Origin of the sequence: Pseudozobellia sp. WGM2, assembly GCF_017810075.1 — a bacterium.
In the GTDB taxonomy this organism is placed as follows: domain Bacteria; phylum Bacteroidota; class Bacteroidia; order Flavobacteriales; family Flavobacteriaceae; genus JADNYK01.
Genome location: NZ_JADNYK010000001.1, coordinates 61,102 through 75,138, shown reverse-complemented (window position 1 = coordinate 75,138; position 14,037 = coordinate 61,102). Strand labels below are relative to the sequence as shown.

General features: G+C 38.8%; 18 protein-coding genes. 9 read left to right on the top strand and 9 right to left on the bottom strand.

Features of this window, described 5'->3' with window-relative positions; translation table 11 throughout:
• Positions 1–12: 12 nt before the first annotated feature.
• The 4 genes from IV512_RS00360 to IV512_RS00345 form a co-directional block, all read right to left on the bottom strand.
• Positions 13–369, bottom strand: a complete 357-nt coding sequence (locus IV512_RS00360) for a DUF805 domain-containing protein (protein WP_209399597.1) — start codon at positions 367–369, stop codon at positions 13–15.
• Between the two features lie 185 nt (positions 370–554).
• Positions 555–1,670, bottom strand: a complete 1,116-nt coding sequence (locus tag IV512_RS00355; protein ID WP_209399595.1) for a peptidylprolyl isomerase — start codon at positions 1,668–1,670, stop codon at positions 555–557.
• 45 nt (positions 1,671–1,715) lie between these two features.
• Complete coding sequence (gene gldI, locus IV512_RS00350; RefSeq protein WP_209399593.1) at positions 1,716–2,267, bottom strand: gliding motility-associated peptidyl-prolyl isomerase GldI; 552 nt, start codon at positions 2,265–2,267, stop codon at positions 1,716–1,718.
• Positions 2,264–3,280 carry a bifunctional oligoribonuclease/PAP phosphatase NrnA gene (locus tag IV512_RS00345; protein ID WP_209399590.1) on the bottom strand — a complete coding sequence of 339 codons (1,017 nt, stop codon included), beginning with the start codon at positions 3,278–3,280 and terminating at the stop codon, positions 2,264–2,266. The genes gldI and IV512_RS00345 overlap by 4 nt, the downstream gene beginning before the upstream one ends.
• Here IV512_RS00345 and IV512_RS00340 point away from each other — a divergent pair.
• Both IV512_RS00340 and IV512_RS00335 read left to right on the top strand, forming a co-directional pair.
• Entirely contained in the window at positions 3,279–4,412 is a 1,134-nt protein-coding gene (locus IV512_RS00340; RefSeq protein ID WP_245224631.1) for an alkaline phosphatase D family protein, read from the top strand. The genes IV512_RS00345 and IV512_RS00340 overlap by 2 nt on opposite strands.
• A 48-nt stretch (positions 4,413–4,460) precedes the next feature.
• Positions 4,461–4,880, top strand: coding sequence for a nucleoside-diphosphate kinase (locus IV512_RS00335; RefSeq protein WP_209399589.1), 420 nt, complete (start codon positions 4,461–4,463; stop codon positions 4,878–4,880).
• A gap of 58 nt (positions 4,881–4,938) precedes the next feature.
• On the opposite strand, the gene IV512_RS00330 is transcribed toward IV512_RS00335, so the two are convergent.
• The 3 genes from IV512_RS00330 to IV512_RS00320 are packed head-to-tail and all read right to left on the bottom strand — an operon-like array spanning position 4,939 to position 6,795.
• Positions 4,939–5,235 (bottom strand): DUF721 domain-containing protein, encoded by a 297-nt coding sequence (locus IV512_RS00330; protein ID WP_209399587.1) that lies wholly within the window; start codon positions 5,233–5,235, stop codon positions 4,939–4,941.
• On the bottom strand, positions 5,235–5,654 hold the full coding sequence (locus IV512_RS00325) for a hypothetical protein (protein ID WP_209399585.1): 420 nt from the start codon (positions 5,652–5,654) through the stop codon (positions 5,235–5,237). Before IV512_RS00325 ends, IV512_RS00330 begins: the two co-directional genes overlap by 1 nt.
• A 58-nt stretch (positions 5,655–5,712) precedes the next feature.
• On the bottom strand, positions 5,713–6,795 hold the full coding sequence (locus IV512_RS00320; RefSeq protein ID WP_209399583.1) for a DNA replication/repair protein RecF: 1,083 nt from the start codon (positions 6,793–6,795) through the stop codon (positions 5,713–5,715).
• 115 nt (positions 6,796–6,910) lie between these two features.
• On the opposite strand from IV512_RS00320, the gene IV512_RS00315 reads away from it, so the two are divergent.
• The 7 genes from IV512_RS00315 (at position 6,911) to IV512_RS00285 (ending at position 13,106) form a co-directional block, all read left to right on the top strand.
• The gene (locus tag IV512_RS00315) at positions 6,911–7,678 is read left to right on the top strand and encodes a tol-pal system YbgF family protein (protein WP_209399581.1); all 768 of its coding nucleotides are present in this window, start codon (positions 6,911–6,913) and stop codon (positions 7,676–7,678) included.
• The gene (gene ribH / locus IV512_RS00310) at positions 7,678–8,160 is read left to right on the top strand and encodes a 6,7-dimethyl-8-ribityllumazine synthase (RefSeq protein WP_209399579.1); all 483 of its coding nucleotides are present in this window, start codon (positions 7,678–7,680) and stop codon (positions 8,158–8,160) included. The genes IV512_RS00315 and ribH overlap by 1 nt, the downstream gene beginning before the upstream one ends.
• Positions 8,161–8,321: 161 nt before the next feature.
• The gene (locus IV512_RS00305; protein ID WP_209399577.1) at positions 8,322–8,621 is read left to right on the top strand and encodes a riboflavin synthase subunit beta; all 300 of its coding nucleotides are present in this window, start codon (positions 8,322–8,324) and stop codon (positions 8,619–8,621) included.
• On the top strand, positions 8,621–10,474 hold the full coding sequence (gene mutL / locus IV512_RS00300; RefSeq protein ID WP_209399575.1) for a DNA mismatch repair endonuclease MutL: 1,854 nt from the start codon (positions 8,621–8,623) through the stop codon (positions 10,472–10,474). Before IV512_RS00305 ends, mutL begins: the two co-directional genes overlap by 1 nt.
• Entirely contained in the window at positions 10,475–11,209 is a 735-nt protein-coding gene (locus tag IV512_RS00295; RefSeq protein WP_209399573.1) for a rhomboid family intramembrane serine protease, read from the top strand.
• Position 11,210: 1 nt separating this feature from the next.
• A complete protein-coding gene (locus IV512_RS00290; RefSeq protein WP_209399571.1) occupies positions 11,211–12,077 on the top strand; it encodes a rhomboid family intramembrane serine protease in 867 nt (288 codons plus the stop codon).
• Between the two features lie 3 nt (positions 12,078–12,080).
• The gene (locus IV512_RS00285; protein WP_209399569.1) at positions 12,081–13,106 is read left to right on the top strand and encodes an endonuclease/exonuclease/phosphatase family protein; all 1,026 of its coding nucleotides are present in this window, start codon (positions 12,081–12,083) and stop codon (positions 13,104–13,106) included.
• Here the strand turns inward: IV512_RS00285 and IV512_RS00280 are convergent.
• Positions 13,086–13,406: a DUF6122 family protein gene (locus IV512_RS00280; RefSeq protein ID WP_209399567.1), complete on the bottom strand. Its 321-nt coding sequence runs from the start codon at positions 13,404–13,406 to the stop codon at positions 13,086–13,088. The genes IV512_RS00285 and IV512_RS00280 overlap by 21 nt on opposite strands.
• Positions 13,406–14,029, bottom strand: coding sequence for a WbqC family protein (locus IV512_RS00275; protein ID WP_209399565.1), 624 nt, complete (start codon positions 14,027–14,029; stop codon positions 13,406–13,408). Before IV512_RS00275 ends, IV512_RS00280 begins: the two co-directional genes overlap by 1 nt.
• Positions 14,030–14,037 lie beyond the last annotated feature (8 nt).

Below are 14,037 nucleotides of genomic sequence, written 5' to 3'. Positions count from 1 at the left end.
ACAATACATTAATTATACTTTTTGTAAGGAGGTTTCCTCTTCCGCTTTCGGGTTCGGACCATATTGGTTATCTAAATGATCACCTTCGGTACAAGCCAAATACAGGTTGTAAAAGGGAACAATTATAAACCAACCACTTTTACCTACATCGTGCATTCGTCTTATACCTACGGCTATACTCGGTATCAAAACTCCCAATGCATATAACACGTACACGAAAAATAAAATAGGAGTCTCGGTAACTACGGCTATAATCTGTAATCCGTAGGAAATAAGCATATTGAACAAAAAGAACATCCAATATTCTTTTCTTCTTGCTCTACCTTCAAAATTTGCATAATTCTGTAATACTTTCAAGTACCAGTTCATAACTAAAAGATTTAGGGTTAATAAGTAATAGAGTTAAAGAACGGCGTTTCCAGAAACGTATTATTTATTTTAGATGAACTGCACTTTTGAAGTGAAAAAATGAATTTTTAATCCTGTAATCTGTAATTATCTGACATAAAAAAACCCGTCAAAGACGGGTTCAAAGTTCAATATATTTTAATTTTCTACTCGGCGATACCGGTAATTTCAAGGTCAAAGACCAAGTCGGCGTTTGGTGGAATACCCCTAGTACCTTGTGGACCATAACCTAAGTGCGAAGGAATAAAAATTCGTTTCTTGTCACCGACCTTCATATTTAAAAGTCCTTCTTTAAAACCAGCGATAAGGCCCGCATCAGGACTATAATCCATCGGCATTGGATTATACATACCTGCCGCTTTTGCTCTCTCGTCGAATTTATTATACCTCTTTTTCACCTCTTCGTAGTTGCTGTCAAAAAGCGAACCGTCTTCTAAGTAACCCGCATAATGTACCAACACCTTTTGGCCCACCCTAGGTTTAGGGCCTTCACCTTCTTTGATCGTTTTTATTTTTAAACCTGAAGGCAACGCTTCCGCTTCTTGCTTATCACTTTCAAGAGAAGCAACAAAGTCACTCTTCATTTTTTCAAAAGCAGCAATTTTGGCCTCCTCTTCAGCAAAATAATCGCTCATTACCTGCACGGCATCGAATTTTTTGGCTTCCTTTCCATTTCTAACAATCTCCACTTTGTTCATGACTACATCGACTATGGGGCGGTCTTTTTTCATAGGTTCTTGAGAAGTCTCGACATTCGCGATAGAATCTACCACATCCATTCCTTCAACAACTTCACCAAATACGGCATGTCTTCCATTCAAGAATGGTGTAGCCTTATGAGTAATAAAGAACTGGCTGCCATTGGTAGCGGGCCCTGAATTGGCCATAGAAAGAATGCCCTTTTTATCATGAACCAACGAGTCGTTGATTTCATCTTTAAACTTGTATCCTGGGTTTCCTCTACCCGTTCCGGTAGGGTCTCCCCCTTGAATCATAAAGTCTTTGATTACCCTATGAAAAATAATACCGTCGTAATATCTCTTTCCTTTGATACTATCAGCCACAAAAGGGCTCTTACCCTCTGCTAACGAAACAAAATTTGCCACGGTCACCGGAGTTTTCTCGTATTCTAACTTCACTATAATATCACCTTCGGTAGTCTGTATATCGGCGAAAAGTCCATCGCCAAGTTCAGCGTATTGGCTTTTACAACCTGCCAACAATAATCCTAAGCTCAGTATTATTAAATATCCTTTTTTCATTCTATTAATTTAATATTTGGGTTTTACTATTGCTATTTGGGTACGCTATTCAACTGTGCCTTCGTTCCTTTCAATATTCAATAAAGTCAATCGTGCTTTTATTGGAACGTTGATTCCTATTTTATTATTATCGCCATGGTAACCATAGGCCAGGGAGGAAGGAAATAAAAAGATGGCTGTTTCGCCTTCTTTTAAGAGCTTAACACTGTTACGAAGCCCTGGAAATAATTCTTGCTTGTCTACTTTATATTTTAAAATTCCAATCTGCTCCTCAGAATAAAGGGTATCGTTATTAAAGTTTAGTAAGGCGTAGGTCATGGTCACCAAATCGTCGGGACGTGGCGTATAGGTGTCTTCATTGTTCTCAACCTCATAATGATACCAAGAGCCACTGGAACTATTGATGTAATCGTTCAGAGAATCTTTTTCAATAATTTCTTGAACATTCTTCTCTTCTTGAGCTAAAAGCTCTTTATTTCTTTTTACGGATTGCTTGAAGAAACTACCCGACTTCACTTCTACAGGCCTACGCGGCTCAGGTTCGCCACACGCGACAAATAGAAGTACAACAATACAAACGGAAATTAAGCTCTTCATGGTTTTAATTGTTCATGATAATTTTCAAGAAGTGATTCAAAATGGCTCGCTGTTTCTTCTAAAGATAATTCGCTTCTTCCCCCTGCTGCATTATTATGCCCTCCGCCATTAAAATGACTTCTAGCAAACTCGTTCACCGAAAAATCTCCTATAGAGCGTAACGAAATTTTGATAATACCCTCTTCTTTATTTTCAATAAAAATCACTGCAAAAATAATACCTTCTAAGGTTAAGCCATAATTCACGAAGCCCTCGGTATCGCCTTTTTGAAAATTATGCTCATCAAGCTCATCTTGGCTTAGTGTAATATAGGCCGTACGGTATTCTTCTCGTATAACCATATTTTTTAGCGCACAGCCCAAAAGACGTAACCTTTGCGGAGTGTTTGTATCGAATACTTTATGATGAATCTGTGTGTTTTCAGCACCCTTGTCAATCAAATCGGCCACTACCCTATGGGTTCTGCCCGTAGTAGACCTGAATTTAAAAGAACCAGTATCGGTCATAATGCCCGTATAAAGGCAACTGGCCATAGCAGAAGTAATATGCTCGACCCCTGCAACCGATTCTATGAAATTGTATACCATTTCACAGGTAGAGCTCATGTTCACATCTGAATACATGATTTTCGCATAATCGGAAGGAGCTTGATGATGGTCTATCATCACGAAAGAGGCTGAAGCTTCTTCTAAATAGCTCTGCATCTGGCCAACTCTACCCAAATGGTTAAAGTCTAAGGTGAAAATTATTGAGGCCTCTTCAATTTTGGCTTTTGCTTGGGTGTTTTCCCTTTCAAAATTAAGAATACTGTCACAACCGGGCATCCACTTCAAGAACTTCGGAAAATCGTTCGGCACAATAATTACCGATTCTTGCCCTCTATTTTCTAGAAAATGCCAAAGGGCAAGTGTTGAGCCAATGGCATCACCATCAGGGTTTTTGTGGGGTACGATCACTATTTTTTGCGGCTGTGAAAGCAATTCTTTAACCGCTTCGATTGTCTCAAAATTCATGCGCGCAAAGATACAATTTAATAACATAGTCATTGGCCGCAATACTTTATTTTTGCCACTGACCAATTCTATACTAAATATGACCAATCGATTTCTTTTCTACATCTGTTCCGTAGCATTTTTGATGGCCTGTAAAAGCCATGCTGACCTCAAAGAAACCAGTAGCGCTGTCATTCAACCCAAAAACTTCACATCTGATTTTAATCTGGCTTTTGGTTCTTGCAATAAACAAAATGAAACCAATCATTTGTGGGATGATATTCTAGAGATCCGACCCGATGTTTGGATCTGGGGCGGTGACAATATTTATGCCGATACCGATAACATGGCCAAACTTCGTAAAATGTACGGCCAACAGAGCAAAGTTAAGGGGTACGCAAAATTACTAAACCAAACCCCGATTATCGGTACTTGGGAGGACCATGATTACGGAGTTAACGATGGAGGGGTTGAATTCAAGTCTAAAAAAGAAAGTCAGCAGGAGTTTTTAAATTTTATGAAAGTTGCCGATGATAGCCCCAGACGGCAACAAGAAGGGGTTTATGCTATGCATGACTTTAATAGTTCAAAAGGAAAAATAAAAGTTCTAGTTCTCGATACCCGCTATTTTAGAACTGCCCTTACTGCCGACCATGAAACCGGTAAACGTACGAAGCCGAACAACTACGGCGAAGGCACTATTCTAGGTGAAACCCAATGGAATTGGTTAGAAAAAGAATTAGAATTTTCAGAAGCTGATTTCAATATAGTCGTTAGCAGTGTACAATTGCTTTCCGGTGAGCACGGTTTTGAAACTTGGGGCAACTTTCCACATGAGGTAGATCGATTTAAATCTTTAGTGACCAGATCAAAAGCCAAGGGAGTTATTGTGTTGTCGGGCGACAGACATATCTCTGAGTTTTCTAAAACCACTGTTGAGAATATGAATTACCCATTAATCGATTTTACCAGTAGCGGGCTGACCCATGCCTATCATAAATTTAGTGGTGAACCAAATAAATATAGAGTCGGCGAAGTGGTGGCCGTGGAAAGCTTCGGTCTTCTTCAATTCAATTTTGAGACCAATCAAGTGTTAATGCAAATAATAGGTAACAACCATAAACTTCTTGGTCAACTAGAACAGAAGTATTAATAGTTGTCTGTTGGCGAATAAAGCTTATTTTTGCACAAAATTTTCAAAATGACTACAAACAGAACGTTTACAATGATTAAGCCGGATGCCGTTGAAAACGGACACATAGGGGCTATTCTAGAAAAAATAACCTCTGCAGGCTTTAAGATTGTCGCTATGAAATATACGCAATTAAGCACTCGAGATGCACAAGAGTTCTACGCCATACACAAAGAACGTCCGTTTTTTGCAGATTTGGTCGAATTCATGACACGAGGCCCAATCGTTGCCGCCATTCTTGAAAAAGACAATGCCGTTGAAGATTTTAGAGCTTTGATCGGTGCCACCAATCCCGCTGATGCTGCTGAGGGCACAATCAGAAAATTGTTCGCCACAGATATTGCCGAAAATGCGGTACACGGTTCTGACAGCGATGAAAATGCTGCCATTGAAGGTGCATTTCACTTTTCAGGCCGCGAAGTTTACTAAACTTTTCCGAGAATTTTATAGAAAGACCATTATTCGAAATCTTTTCGGTAATGGTCTTTTATCTTAATACCAATTTCTTCACAAGATCTTTACCCAATTCTTCGTTGAGCATAGTCACAATCTTGGTTTTACCCAAGCTTAATTCTTCACGAAGAACGGAAGATGAAAGTGCCACGAAGAGGGTTTCCCCTCTAAGTTCTATTCCGGTAGTATAGTTATTTACCCCATTCCCCATAAGGTTCTGCCAAGCCTCACGCACATCTACTTTATCCATACCATGTTGCAAACAGTTTTCCTTAATGAATTCATTTAAGGCCTCACCCATACTCAGGTTATCATTTTTTCTCTTCGCCATCACTGTGGTATTGAAATCGGTTCAAAGCGTTTATAATCGTAACGTATACCTTCTTCGTTCGTTACCGAAAAAGTATTTTTTTGAAGGGTCTCTATAACTTCCGTCCATTCACTAAGATCTGTCTTATAGTGAATGGCAAATGAATCGTCGGTTTCAGCAACTACAAATGACTCAGCATCATCTGAAGTTCTGTAGGTGCCCGATAGATTGGGTTGCATTTTTTTTCTATATCCCTTTAAATCTTCGAGCATAATAAAATCGACACTTGTATTTACGTTATACTCTTTAATGTTTCCATCAGGAAAGGTCACCTTACTAATCTCCCAATAGCCATTTAAAAGACCCAAATCTTCCTTTGAGACTTTGCTGGAACATGCCCCCAAAAGGATTAACAAACCTAAAAAAATAATCCGCTGCATATTTGAAATCTACCGTTAATATTATTGAATTCGCTACAAGATCCACATTTCTCAACCCTTATCCCATTTTGAATATTTTATAGGATTGATGTATTTGTTTCACCACCTCTTCGGTTCGGTCGGCATGAGTATCGCTAATAAATATCTGTCCAAAATTCTCATTGTTCACCAACGCCACGATATGAGATACACGGTGCTCATCCAACTTATCGAATATATCATCCAATAACAAGATTGGTGTCGTATTTGATTGTTCTTTTATAAACTGAAATTGTGCAAATTTCAAAGCTATCAAAAACGATTTTTGTTGACCTTGACTACCAAATTTCTTTATAGGGTGCTCTTCTATCTGAAAACTTAGGTCATCTTTGTGAGTGCCTACCGAGGTGTACTGCAACGCCCTATCTTTATCAACATTATCTTCTAACAACCTAGACAAATCGTCATTCAACAATTTACTTTCATAAACTAAAGAAACCTTTTCATTGTTCCCGGTAATTATTTGATGCTGCTCTTGAAAAATAGGAATGAACGCTTCTAAAAATGCTACTCTTTTATTAAAAATATCCGTTCCGTAGCCATGTAATTGATCATTATAAACGGAAAGGGTGGTACTATCAAAGGTTCTGTTAACGGCAAAGTACTTCAACAATGAATTTCGTTGGGCAAGCACCTTATTATATTTGATCAAATCTTTCAAATACTTCTTATCAGATTGTGCAATGACGCCATCAATGAACTTTCTTCTGGTGTCACTGCCTTCAATAATCAAATCACGATCAGATGGTGAAATCATCACTAGGGGCAAAAGACCTATGTGATCGGACAACCTATCGTATGCCTTTCCATTTCGTTTGATTATTTTTTTTGTCCCTTTTTTAAGGCTACAAACTACTTTTTCTTCCCTATCCTCTTTCTCAAACTCGCCATCAATAACGAAAAACTCTTCCCCATGTTTAATGTTCTGTGTAGAGATGGGGTTGAAATAGCTTTTACCAAAAGAAAGATGGTACACGGCATCGAGTACATTGGTTTTTCCAATACCATTGGCACCTACAAAACAATTGATCTTATCGTCGAGCTCAAAATTCTTCGAATCAAAATTCTTGTAATTTATAAGGGACAATTTTTTTAAAATCATATGCGATATTGCCTATTTAACTCCTGTTGATTATGGAAACATCAAAAATAACGAATAAATACCCTTTAGTTTTTCGATAAAAACTTTATTTTTGCGCGACCTATAAAAAAACAAAATGGCTACATACAAGAAGCGCGGTTTTAAACCAAAGAACAAAGAAGAGGAGCAAGAAATTGTGGAGCAGGAAAGCGCAACGGCCGAGGTATTTAGCTCTTTAGATGAGAGCGCCTCGAAAACCGAGGAGTGGGTAGCTTCTAATCAAAACTACATTTTGGGCATAATCGGTGTGATAGCCGTAGGTGTTCTTGGCTATTTGGCGTATGTTCAATTTGTTGAAAAGCCCAAAGAAGCTAGTGCAACCAATGAAATGTACTATCCTCAACAGTATTTTGACCAAGCAATCAATAGCGCATCCGCTAAAGACTCCCTTTACAATTTAGCGTTGAACGGTGCCGAGGGTAAATACGGGTTTTTAGACATTATCGATGAGTACAGTGGCACTAAAGCTGCCAATCTCGCCAACTATTCTGCCGGTATGGCCTATTTGAACATGCAGAAATACCAAGAAGCCATTTCTCATTTAGAAGATTTTAATGCAGAAGACGACATATTGGGTGCCTTGGCAAAAGGTGGCCTAGGGGATGCATTCATGCAATTGGATCAACCCGAGGAAGCTTTAGACTTTTACGATAAAGCTTTAAAACATAGCGACAATAGTTTCACAGCCCCAAAATTTCTCTATAAAGCAGGTGTAACCGCACTAGATTTAGGTCAAAAAGAAAAAGCTTTACAGTACTTTCAGCAAATCAAAGACCAGTATGCTTCATCTGATGAAGCTAGCACCATCGATGCTTTCATCGGTATGGCGAAAAGCACCAAATAATGGCTACGGCAAACAAAAACTTATCGGTCTATGATAAGACAACTGTTCCTAACGCAAAGAATTTAAAATTTGGCGTTGTGGTTGCCGAATGGAACGAAGAAATTACCGAAGGTCTTTTTTCCGGGGCGCATGACGCTCTTATCGATTGTGGTGCTCTGGAGAATAATATTATCCGTTGGAACGTGCCCGGCAGTTTTGAGCTGACTTTTGGATGTAAAAAAATGATTGCTACCCAAGAACTCGATGCCGTTATTGCCATAGGAAGCGTTATTCAGGGTGAGACGAAACATTTTGACTTTGTTTGTAGCGCTACCGCGCAAGGAATAAAAGATTTGAACGTTCAATCTGACATACCGGTAATCTTTTGTGTTCTTACCGACAACAACATGCAACAAGCCCGCGAACGAAGTGGCGGTAAGCATGGCAACAAAGGTACTGAAGCCGCTATTGCAGCCATAAAGATGGCGATTCTCGGGCAATAGCCTCAAATTGCTTATTTCGATTTTTCCTATTCAAAGATTGTAGTGATGTCGAAAGGCCTGGTATTTGCCTACGTTTTAAACATTTCTATCAAAACCTCTTTTAACAAATTTTGGCCTTGCCCATGGGGCATATTTTTTGATTTTAAGTAACTTTGAAGATTATGGGAATGCTGAGTAAATTTACGAGACTTAAACGGAACAAGAAGTTCGAATATTCCCCGCGTTACTACGACGACAAGGGAAAAGGCAATCCGTTTAAAATTGAACCGAAATTTGACCAGTTCCGCAGCACCCTAAATTCACCAAGGGGCATTAAAGGCAAATTTGGCAATGCCATGGCCGATATGAGACGTGAAGGTGATAGAAATCTGAAAATTAGAATGTTGGTCATTGTAGGAATTTTAGTATTGATAGTCTTGTTTATACTAGATTTCGACCTCTCTATATTCTTTCCGAAATAATGGCGGATATCATAAAACTCTTACCGGACCACGTAGCCAACCAAATCGCGGCGGGCGAAGTGGTACAGCGGCCTGCTTCTGTAGTTAAAGAATTATTGGAAAACGCTCTGGATGCCGGCGCTAGCGTCATAAAACTGATTGTAAAAGATGGAGGAAAGGCCCTTATTCAAGTAGTTGATGACGGTTCAGGTATGAGCACTACCGATGCACGCTTGAGTTTTGAAAGACACGCCACCTCAAAAATACAGAAGGCGGAAGACCTCTTTAATTTGAATACTAAAGGGTTTAGAGGTGAAGCACTGGCATCAATTGCAGCAATCGCACATGTAGAAATGCAGACCAAGCCCGAATCGGATGAAGTGGGCACCCATTTGAAAATAGAGGGTAGCGAGGTGGTTTCTCAAGAAGTGACCGTAACCCCAAAAGGAACTTCGATGGCGGTGAAAAATTTGTTTTTCAATATACCGGCACGTCGTAATTTTTTGAAATCGAACCAAGTTGAACTCCGCCATATTACCGATGAATTTCATCGAGTAGCTTTGGCACACCCCAGCGTTGCTTTTCATTTCTATAATAATGGCAGTGAACTCTTTAATCTGCCCTCAGATAATTATCGCAAAAGAATCGTAAATATTTTTGGATCACGCACCAATGAGAAGTTAGTGCCGGTCGAAGAGGAAACCCCTATTGTCAAGATTAAAGGTTTTATCACAAAACCCGAATTTGCGAAGAAAAGCCGTGGGGAACAGTTTTTCTTTGTCAACAATCGCTTTATTAAAAGTCCGTACTTGCACCATGCAGTAGTAGCGGCTTTTGAAGGACTCATTAAAGCGGATTCTTTTCCTGGCTACTTTTTGTATTTAGAGGTAGATCCTGCATCCATAGACATTAATATACACCCCACCAAAACGGAAGTAAAATTTGACGACGAACATACGCTATATGCTATTTTGCGCTCAACAATAAAACATAGTCTTGGGCAATTCAATGTAGCACCGGCCCTTGATTTCGACCATGACCCCAATCTTCAAACTCCTTATGAGTTTAAAAATAAATCGGTCGTTCAGCCGAAAGTAACGGTTGATGCCGACTTTAATCCGTTTCAAGAAATTCAGAGCAAGGGCAACCAAATGACACCCTCCTATAACAAGCAGCCTGCAAAAAGTTGGGAAAGTCTTTATGTAGGTATGGAGTCAAGAATGGGTAGTAACGATGCTGCCAATAGCATTAGTTTTGAATCGGAAGCTATTACGGGCTCCATCTTCGACGATGAAAAAGAAGTACAGGAAGCCCTGGCGACCACTTTTCAAATCAGAAGAAAATATATAGTTACCACCATCAAGTCGGGTATGGTCGTGATCGATCAGAGCAGGGCCCATCAAAGAGTGCTGTATGAAAAGTTTTTAAAGAATAGTACGGTTAAAGAAGCGGTAAGCCAACAGCTATTGTTTCCACTTCAATTGACATTTACACCATCAGAAATAAACACGCTAAAAGAAATTGAGAGTATTTTGGTTTCCATTGGCTTCATATTTGATAATATTAAAGATGAATCCTTTACGGTTACCGGAATACCCTTGCTCGTAACGGAAAGTGAAGTTAGTATGATATTGGACCAATTGATTTCTGACTATCAACAGGAAATTAATGGTGAAAGTTTTTCGCAGACCGATATTTTATCTAAAACTTTGGCAAAGACGCTAGCCGTGAAAACGGGCGAAGTGTTGGACAGCAAATCGCAATTAGCGCTTGTAAATGACTTATTTGCCTGTACAGATGCAACACTGAGTCCGTTCAACAAACCGGTATACATTACCATCACAGAGAGTGATATCGATAAAAAATTCATTTAAATGGGAAGACTGACGGAAGCGGTAAAACACCTGCTAATAATTAATATTCTATTTTTCGTGGCCGCACAGCTTTACGGAGAACAGATGTATGCCTGGTTTTCTTTATGGTACCCAGAGAACCCCAATTTTCAGTGGTGGCAAATTGTTACACATATGTTTATGCATGGCAGTTTCATGCATATATTGTTTAACATGTATGCTTTATATGCTTTTGGAACTCCCTTGGAAAGAATTTGGGGCCGAAATAAATTCTTGTTTTTTTATTTCTCGGCAGGTTTAGGAGCCGCCTTGTTGCATTCCTGCGTCAATTACTTTATGTTTAATGATGGGCTACAAGCACTTGTAGATAGCGGAATTGATAAGAACCAAATTTTGGATATTATTTCCGGCGGACAATATAGTCTTGCTTGGGAAAACGTAATTGGTGCCGATAAGGTCGATAGCTTTTTAAGCGCATTCAACACCCCTGCCGTGGGAGCTTCAGGAGCTATTTACGGTGTTTTGGTAGCATTCGCATTCACCTATTCAGAAGCCGAGTTAATGCTTATATTTCTACCCATACCCATTAAAGCCAAATATTTTGTGCCGCTTTTGATTGTAGGTGATTTATTCTTTGGCTTCACCGGTACGGCAACAGGCATCGCACATTTCGCCCATATTGGCGGCGCCCTCTTCGGATTTTTAATGATGTGGTATTGGAAAAAGAATCAGTTTAACAACAACCGGTGGAATTAATATGACGAACGGAGGATTAAGATATCAATATGCTAGATTGAGTGTATCAGAAAAACTGATTGCAATCAATGTACTTGTGTTCATCATCATGGGCCTAATCACAGCATTGATCAGCCCTACTGTTGAAGATTGGTTCGCACTACCCAAAGACTTTTTCGATTTCTTGATGCAACCTTGGTCATTGATTACCTACTCTTTCTTGCATGGTGGTATTTTTCACATTTTATGGAATATGTACATTCTTTATGTGGCCGGTCGCATCGTTTTAAACCTTTTTGACGGTAAACGTTTTTTGAATATTTATTTTTTAGGAGTCATTCTAGGAGGTCTATTATTTCTTTTGAGCTACAATATCTTCCCTACCTTGGTCGGCATCAACGCATCTCTTATCGGAGCATCGGCAGGTGTTATGGCAGTTTTAATTTTTGTTTGCACCTATATACCCAATCAAGAGGTTCGTCTTATCTTTTTCAACGTAAAACTATGGCAAATCGGACTCTTCGTAGTTTTAATGGATTTGGTGCAGATACCGCTGGGAGGCAATGTTGGAGGTCGTATCGCCCATTTAGGAGGTGCTCTCTTGGGCTATGTTTACGCTAGACAGCTCTATAAAGGAACTGATATTGGTGAAGGGTTCTCAAAGTTTATTGACGGTCTAGCCAACTTATTCAAAAAAAGTGAAAAAAAATCTCCCCTGAAAACGGTTTACAAAAAACAAAGGCCTTCTACAAGTACTTCAGCGAAATACGATAAGCAAACCCAACAAAAGAAAATTGATGCTATTTTAGACAAAATCAGTAAATCGGGCTACGAGAGTTTGTCTAAGGCCGAAAAAGACTTTTTGTTCAAGGCAGGAAAAGAGGATTAGGCAATGAAGGGACTTTCGCTTTTCAACAAAATAGTCTTCGCACTAAATGTGATTGTATTTTCATTGCTATTGCTAGCTTGTGCCATTCCCTACCTAACCGATGAGTTTTTCTCTTTTCTTTCTTTCTTGAGCCTCTCTGTACCACTTCTGGTTATAATTAACCTTGTGTTTTTTCTCTATTGGCTGCTACAGCTCAAAAGACAGATGCTATTGTCCTTATTCATACTAATTTTAGGCTATTTTGTATTGGACACCTTTTTTAAATTCGGAAACAATCCCGAAATGATAGAAGACCAAAATTTAAAGGTTATGAGTTTCAATGTACACGGTTTTAAGGTATATGGAGATTCTGATCGTTTAGGACTCTATGAAAAAATTAAAGATTTTGTTAAAAAAGAAAGTCCTGACATAATTGGCTTTCAAGAAGTAGGGTACAGAATGGATGAAACCTTTCTTGATTACCCCTATGGTTTTGTCAAAAGAATTCAATCGGGAGATAAAGTACACCTTGGTATTTTTTCAAAATACCCTATTATTAAAGCCGAAATTATTCATTTTCCTAACAGCATAAACAATGGTTCGTATGCAGACATTTTATATAAAAATGATACGATTAGATTTTATAACGTACATATGCAATCATTAGGAATTACTCCGGGTTCCGGCAATGTTAGATCTAAGTCACCGGAACAACTTTATGAAAAATTGAGCACACGTTTTAAAAGACAGTTAAAACAAGCAAAGATGATTGAAGACCACAAGGCAAAATGTCCTCACCCAATTATACTTTGTGCCGATATGAACAACACTCAATTCTCTAATGTTTATCAAGCGCTCAAGGGAGAAAGTCAGGATTCATTTATTGAAAAAGGTATAGGTTTCGGACGAACCTACAATCTCTTCCAGTTTCCCCTTCGAATCGATTATATACTAGCAGACCATAATTTCAAGGTTATTTCCCATAAAAACTATGACGAGAAACTTTCAGATCACTTTCCCGTGATGGCCTCATTTAGATTGAAGCAGTAAAGAACAGTCCGCCCAATCGGCTAATATATGTATAATAAGGGCTAGCCCGTAAACTCTTGTTTTTCTAAACGAGAGTAGTAAGAAGTAAATTCCTATTGCCCAATAACTATGTAAGGGGTGAAAACCAATACTACACCTCTCCGGGTCAAAAACGGGATTGGCCCATAAATGATCGATATCAATAACTATACCTGCCAATAGAATCAGAATGACCTTTAGCTGATTTTTCTTATAAAAGGTAAGACCTATAACTATGGGTACCAGAAAGTGAATACCATAGTGAATTAAAAATCTAAGCATTAATGTCCCGTATTTATCCGCTTCAAATAACTGGTAACGTTGGTTCCTTCATTGAACAATAAATCGAGAATACTGAGATTAGCAATAAAACCATGACGTTCACCGAAAACTTGATCGTACGATTCCGTCTCTACGTGAATTGAACGTTTGGCATTTACCAACTCTCTTGCATCGATTACTTCATTTGGGTTCAACTCAAATATATTCGTCCGTTGGTCTGATATATTCAATTGAAGCGCATCACCTACCGTTTCTATGGTCTTTAAATTAAAATCTAGTAAATGCTTGTATTCTTTATTAAAAAGAGGAGCTATATCGTCTTCATAGAATTCAAAAAAAGGTGAAGTTCGGTAAGCTGTTTGTAAGGTTCTCCAATGTTGACGTTGCCATGGGTAAGAATTATCGAGCAAAACATCTTTATATTTTTGTCGTCCTTGTTCGCCCCCCACATGTTGGATCGGAATACTCAGCATATGCCTACCTTGATCCGTAGATATATAACAACGGTTTCTATAGGTTTGCTTCTGGTAATTATCTTCAGCCTCCCATATAATATCATGTTGCGCAATAATTGCGAATGTCGCTATGTTCGGAAAGTAGGCCGGATGAAGTAAAATTTTCAATGTTTTGA

Bases quoted from the DNA above. Each gene is read 5' to 3' on its own strand.
- IV512_RS00285 (WP_209399569.1), top strand. From the start codon at position 12,081: ATGAAGGGACTTTCGCTTTTCAACAAAATAGTCTTCGCACTAAATGTG.
- gldI (WP_209399593.1), bottom strand. From the start codon at position 2,267: ATGAAGAGCTTAATTTCCGTTTGTATTGTTGTACTTCTATTTGTCGCG.
- IV512_RS00305 (WP_209399577.1), top strand. From the start codon at position 8,322: ATGGGAATGCTGAGTAAATTTACGAGACTTAAACGGAACAAGAAGTTC.
- IV512_RS00290 (WP_209399571.1), top strand. From the start codon at position 11,211: ATGACGAACGGAGGATTAAGATATCAATATGCTAGATTGAGTGTATCA.
- IV512_RS00315 (WP_209399581.1), top strand. From the start codon at position 6,911: ATGGCTACATACAAGAAGCGCGGTTTTAAACCAAAGAACAAAGAAGAG.
- IV512_RS00345 (WP_209399590.1), bottom strand. From the start codon at position 3,280: ATGAATTTTGAGACAATCGAAGCGGTTAAAGAATTGCTTTCACAGCCG.
- IV512_RS00295 (WP_209399573.1), top strand. From the start codon at position 10,475: ATGGGAAGACTGACGGAAGCGGTAAAACACCTGCTAATAATTAATATT.
- IV512_RS00360 (WP_209399597.1), bottom strand. From the start codon at position 369: ATGAACTGGTACTTGAAAGTATTACAGAATTATGCAAATTTTGAAGGT.
- IV512_RS00355 (WP_209399595.1), bottom strand. From the start codon at position 1,670: ATGAAAAAAGGATATTTAATAATACTGAGCTTAGGATTATTGTTGGCA.
- IV512_RS00325 (WP_209399585.1), bottom strand. From the start codon at position 5,654: ATGCAGCGGATTATTTTTTTAGGTTTGTTAATCCTTTTGGGGGCATGT.
- IV512_RS00280 (WP_209399567.1), bottom strand. From the start codon at position 13,406: ATGCTTAGATTTTTAATTCACTATGGTATTCACTTTCTGGTACCCATA.
- IV512_RS00320 (WP_209399583.1), bottom strand. From the start codon at position 6,795: ATGATTTTAAAAAAATTGTCCCTTATAAATTACAAGAATTTTGATTCG.
- ribH (WP_209399579.1), top strand. From the start codon at position 7,678: ATGGCTACGGCAAACAAAAACTTATCGGTCTATGATAAGACAACTGTT.
- IV512_RS00340 (WP_245224631.1), top strand. From the start codon at position 3,279: ATGCGCGCAAAGATACAATTTAATAACATAGTCATTGGCCGCAATACT.
- IV512_RS00335 (WP_209399589.1), top strand. From the start codon at position 4,461: ATGACTACAAACAGAACGTTTACAATGATTAAGCCGGATGCCGTTGAA.
- mutL (WP_209399575.1), top strand. From the start codon at position 8,621: ATGGCGGATATCATAAAACTCTTACCGGACCACGTAGCCAACCAAATC.
- IV512_RS00330 (WP_209399587.1), bottom strand. From the start codon at position 5,235: ATGGCGAAGAGAAAAAATGATAACCTGAGTATGGGTGAGGCCTTAAAT.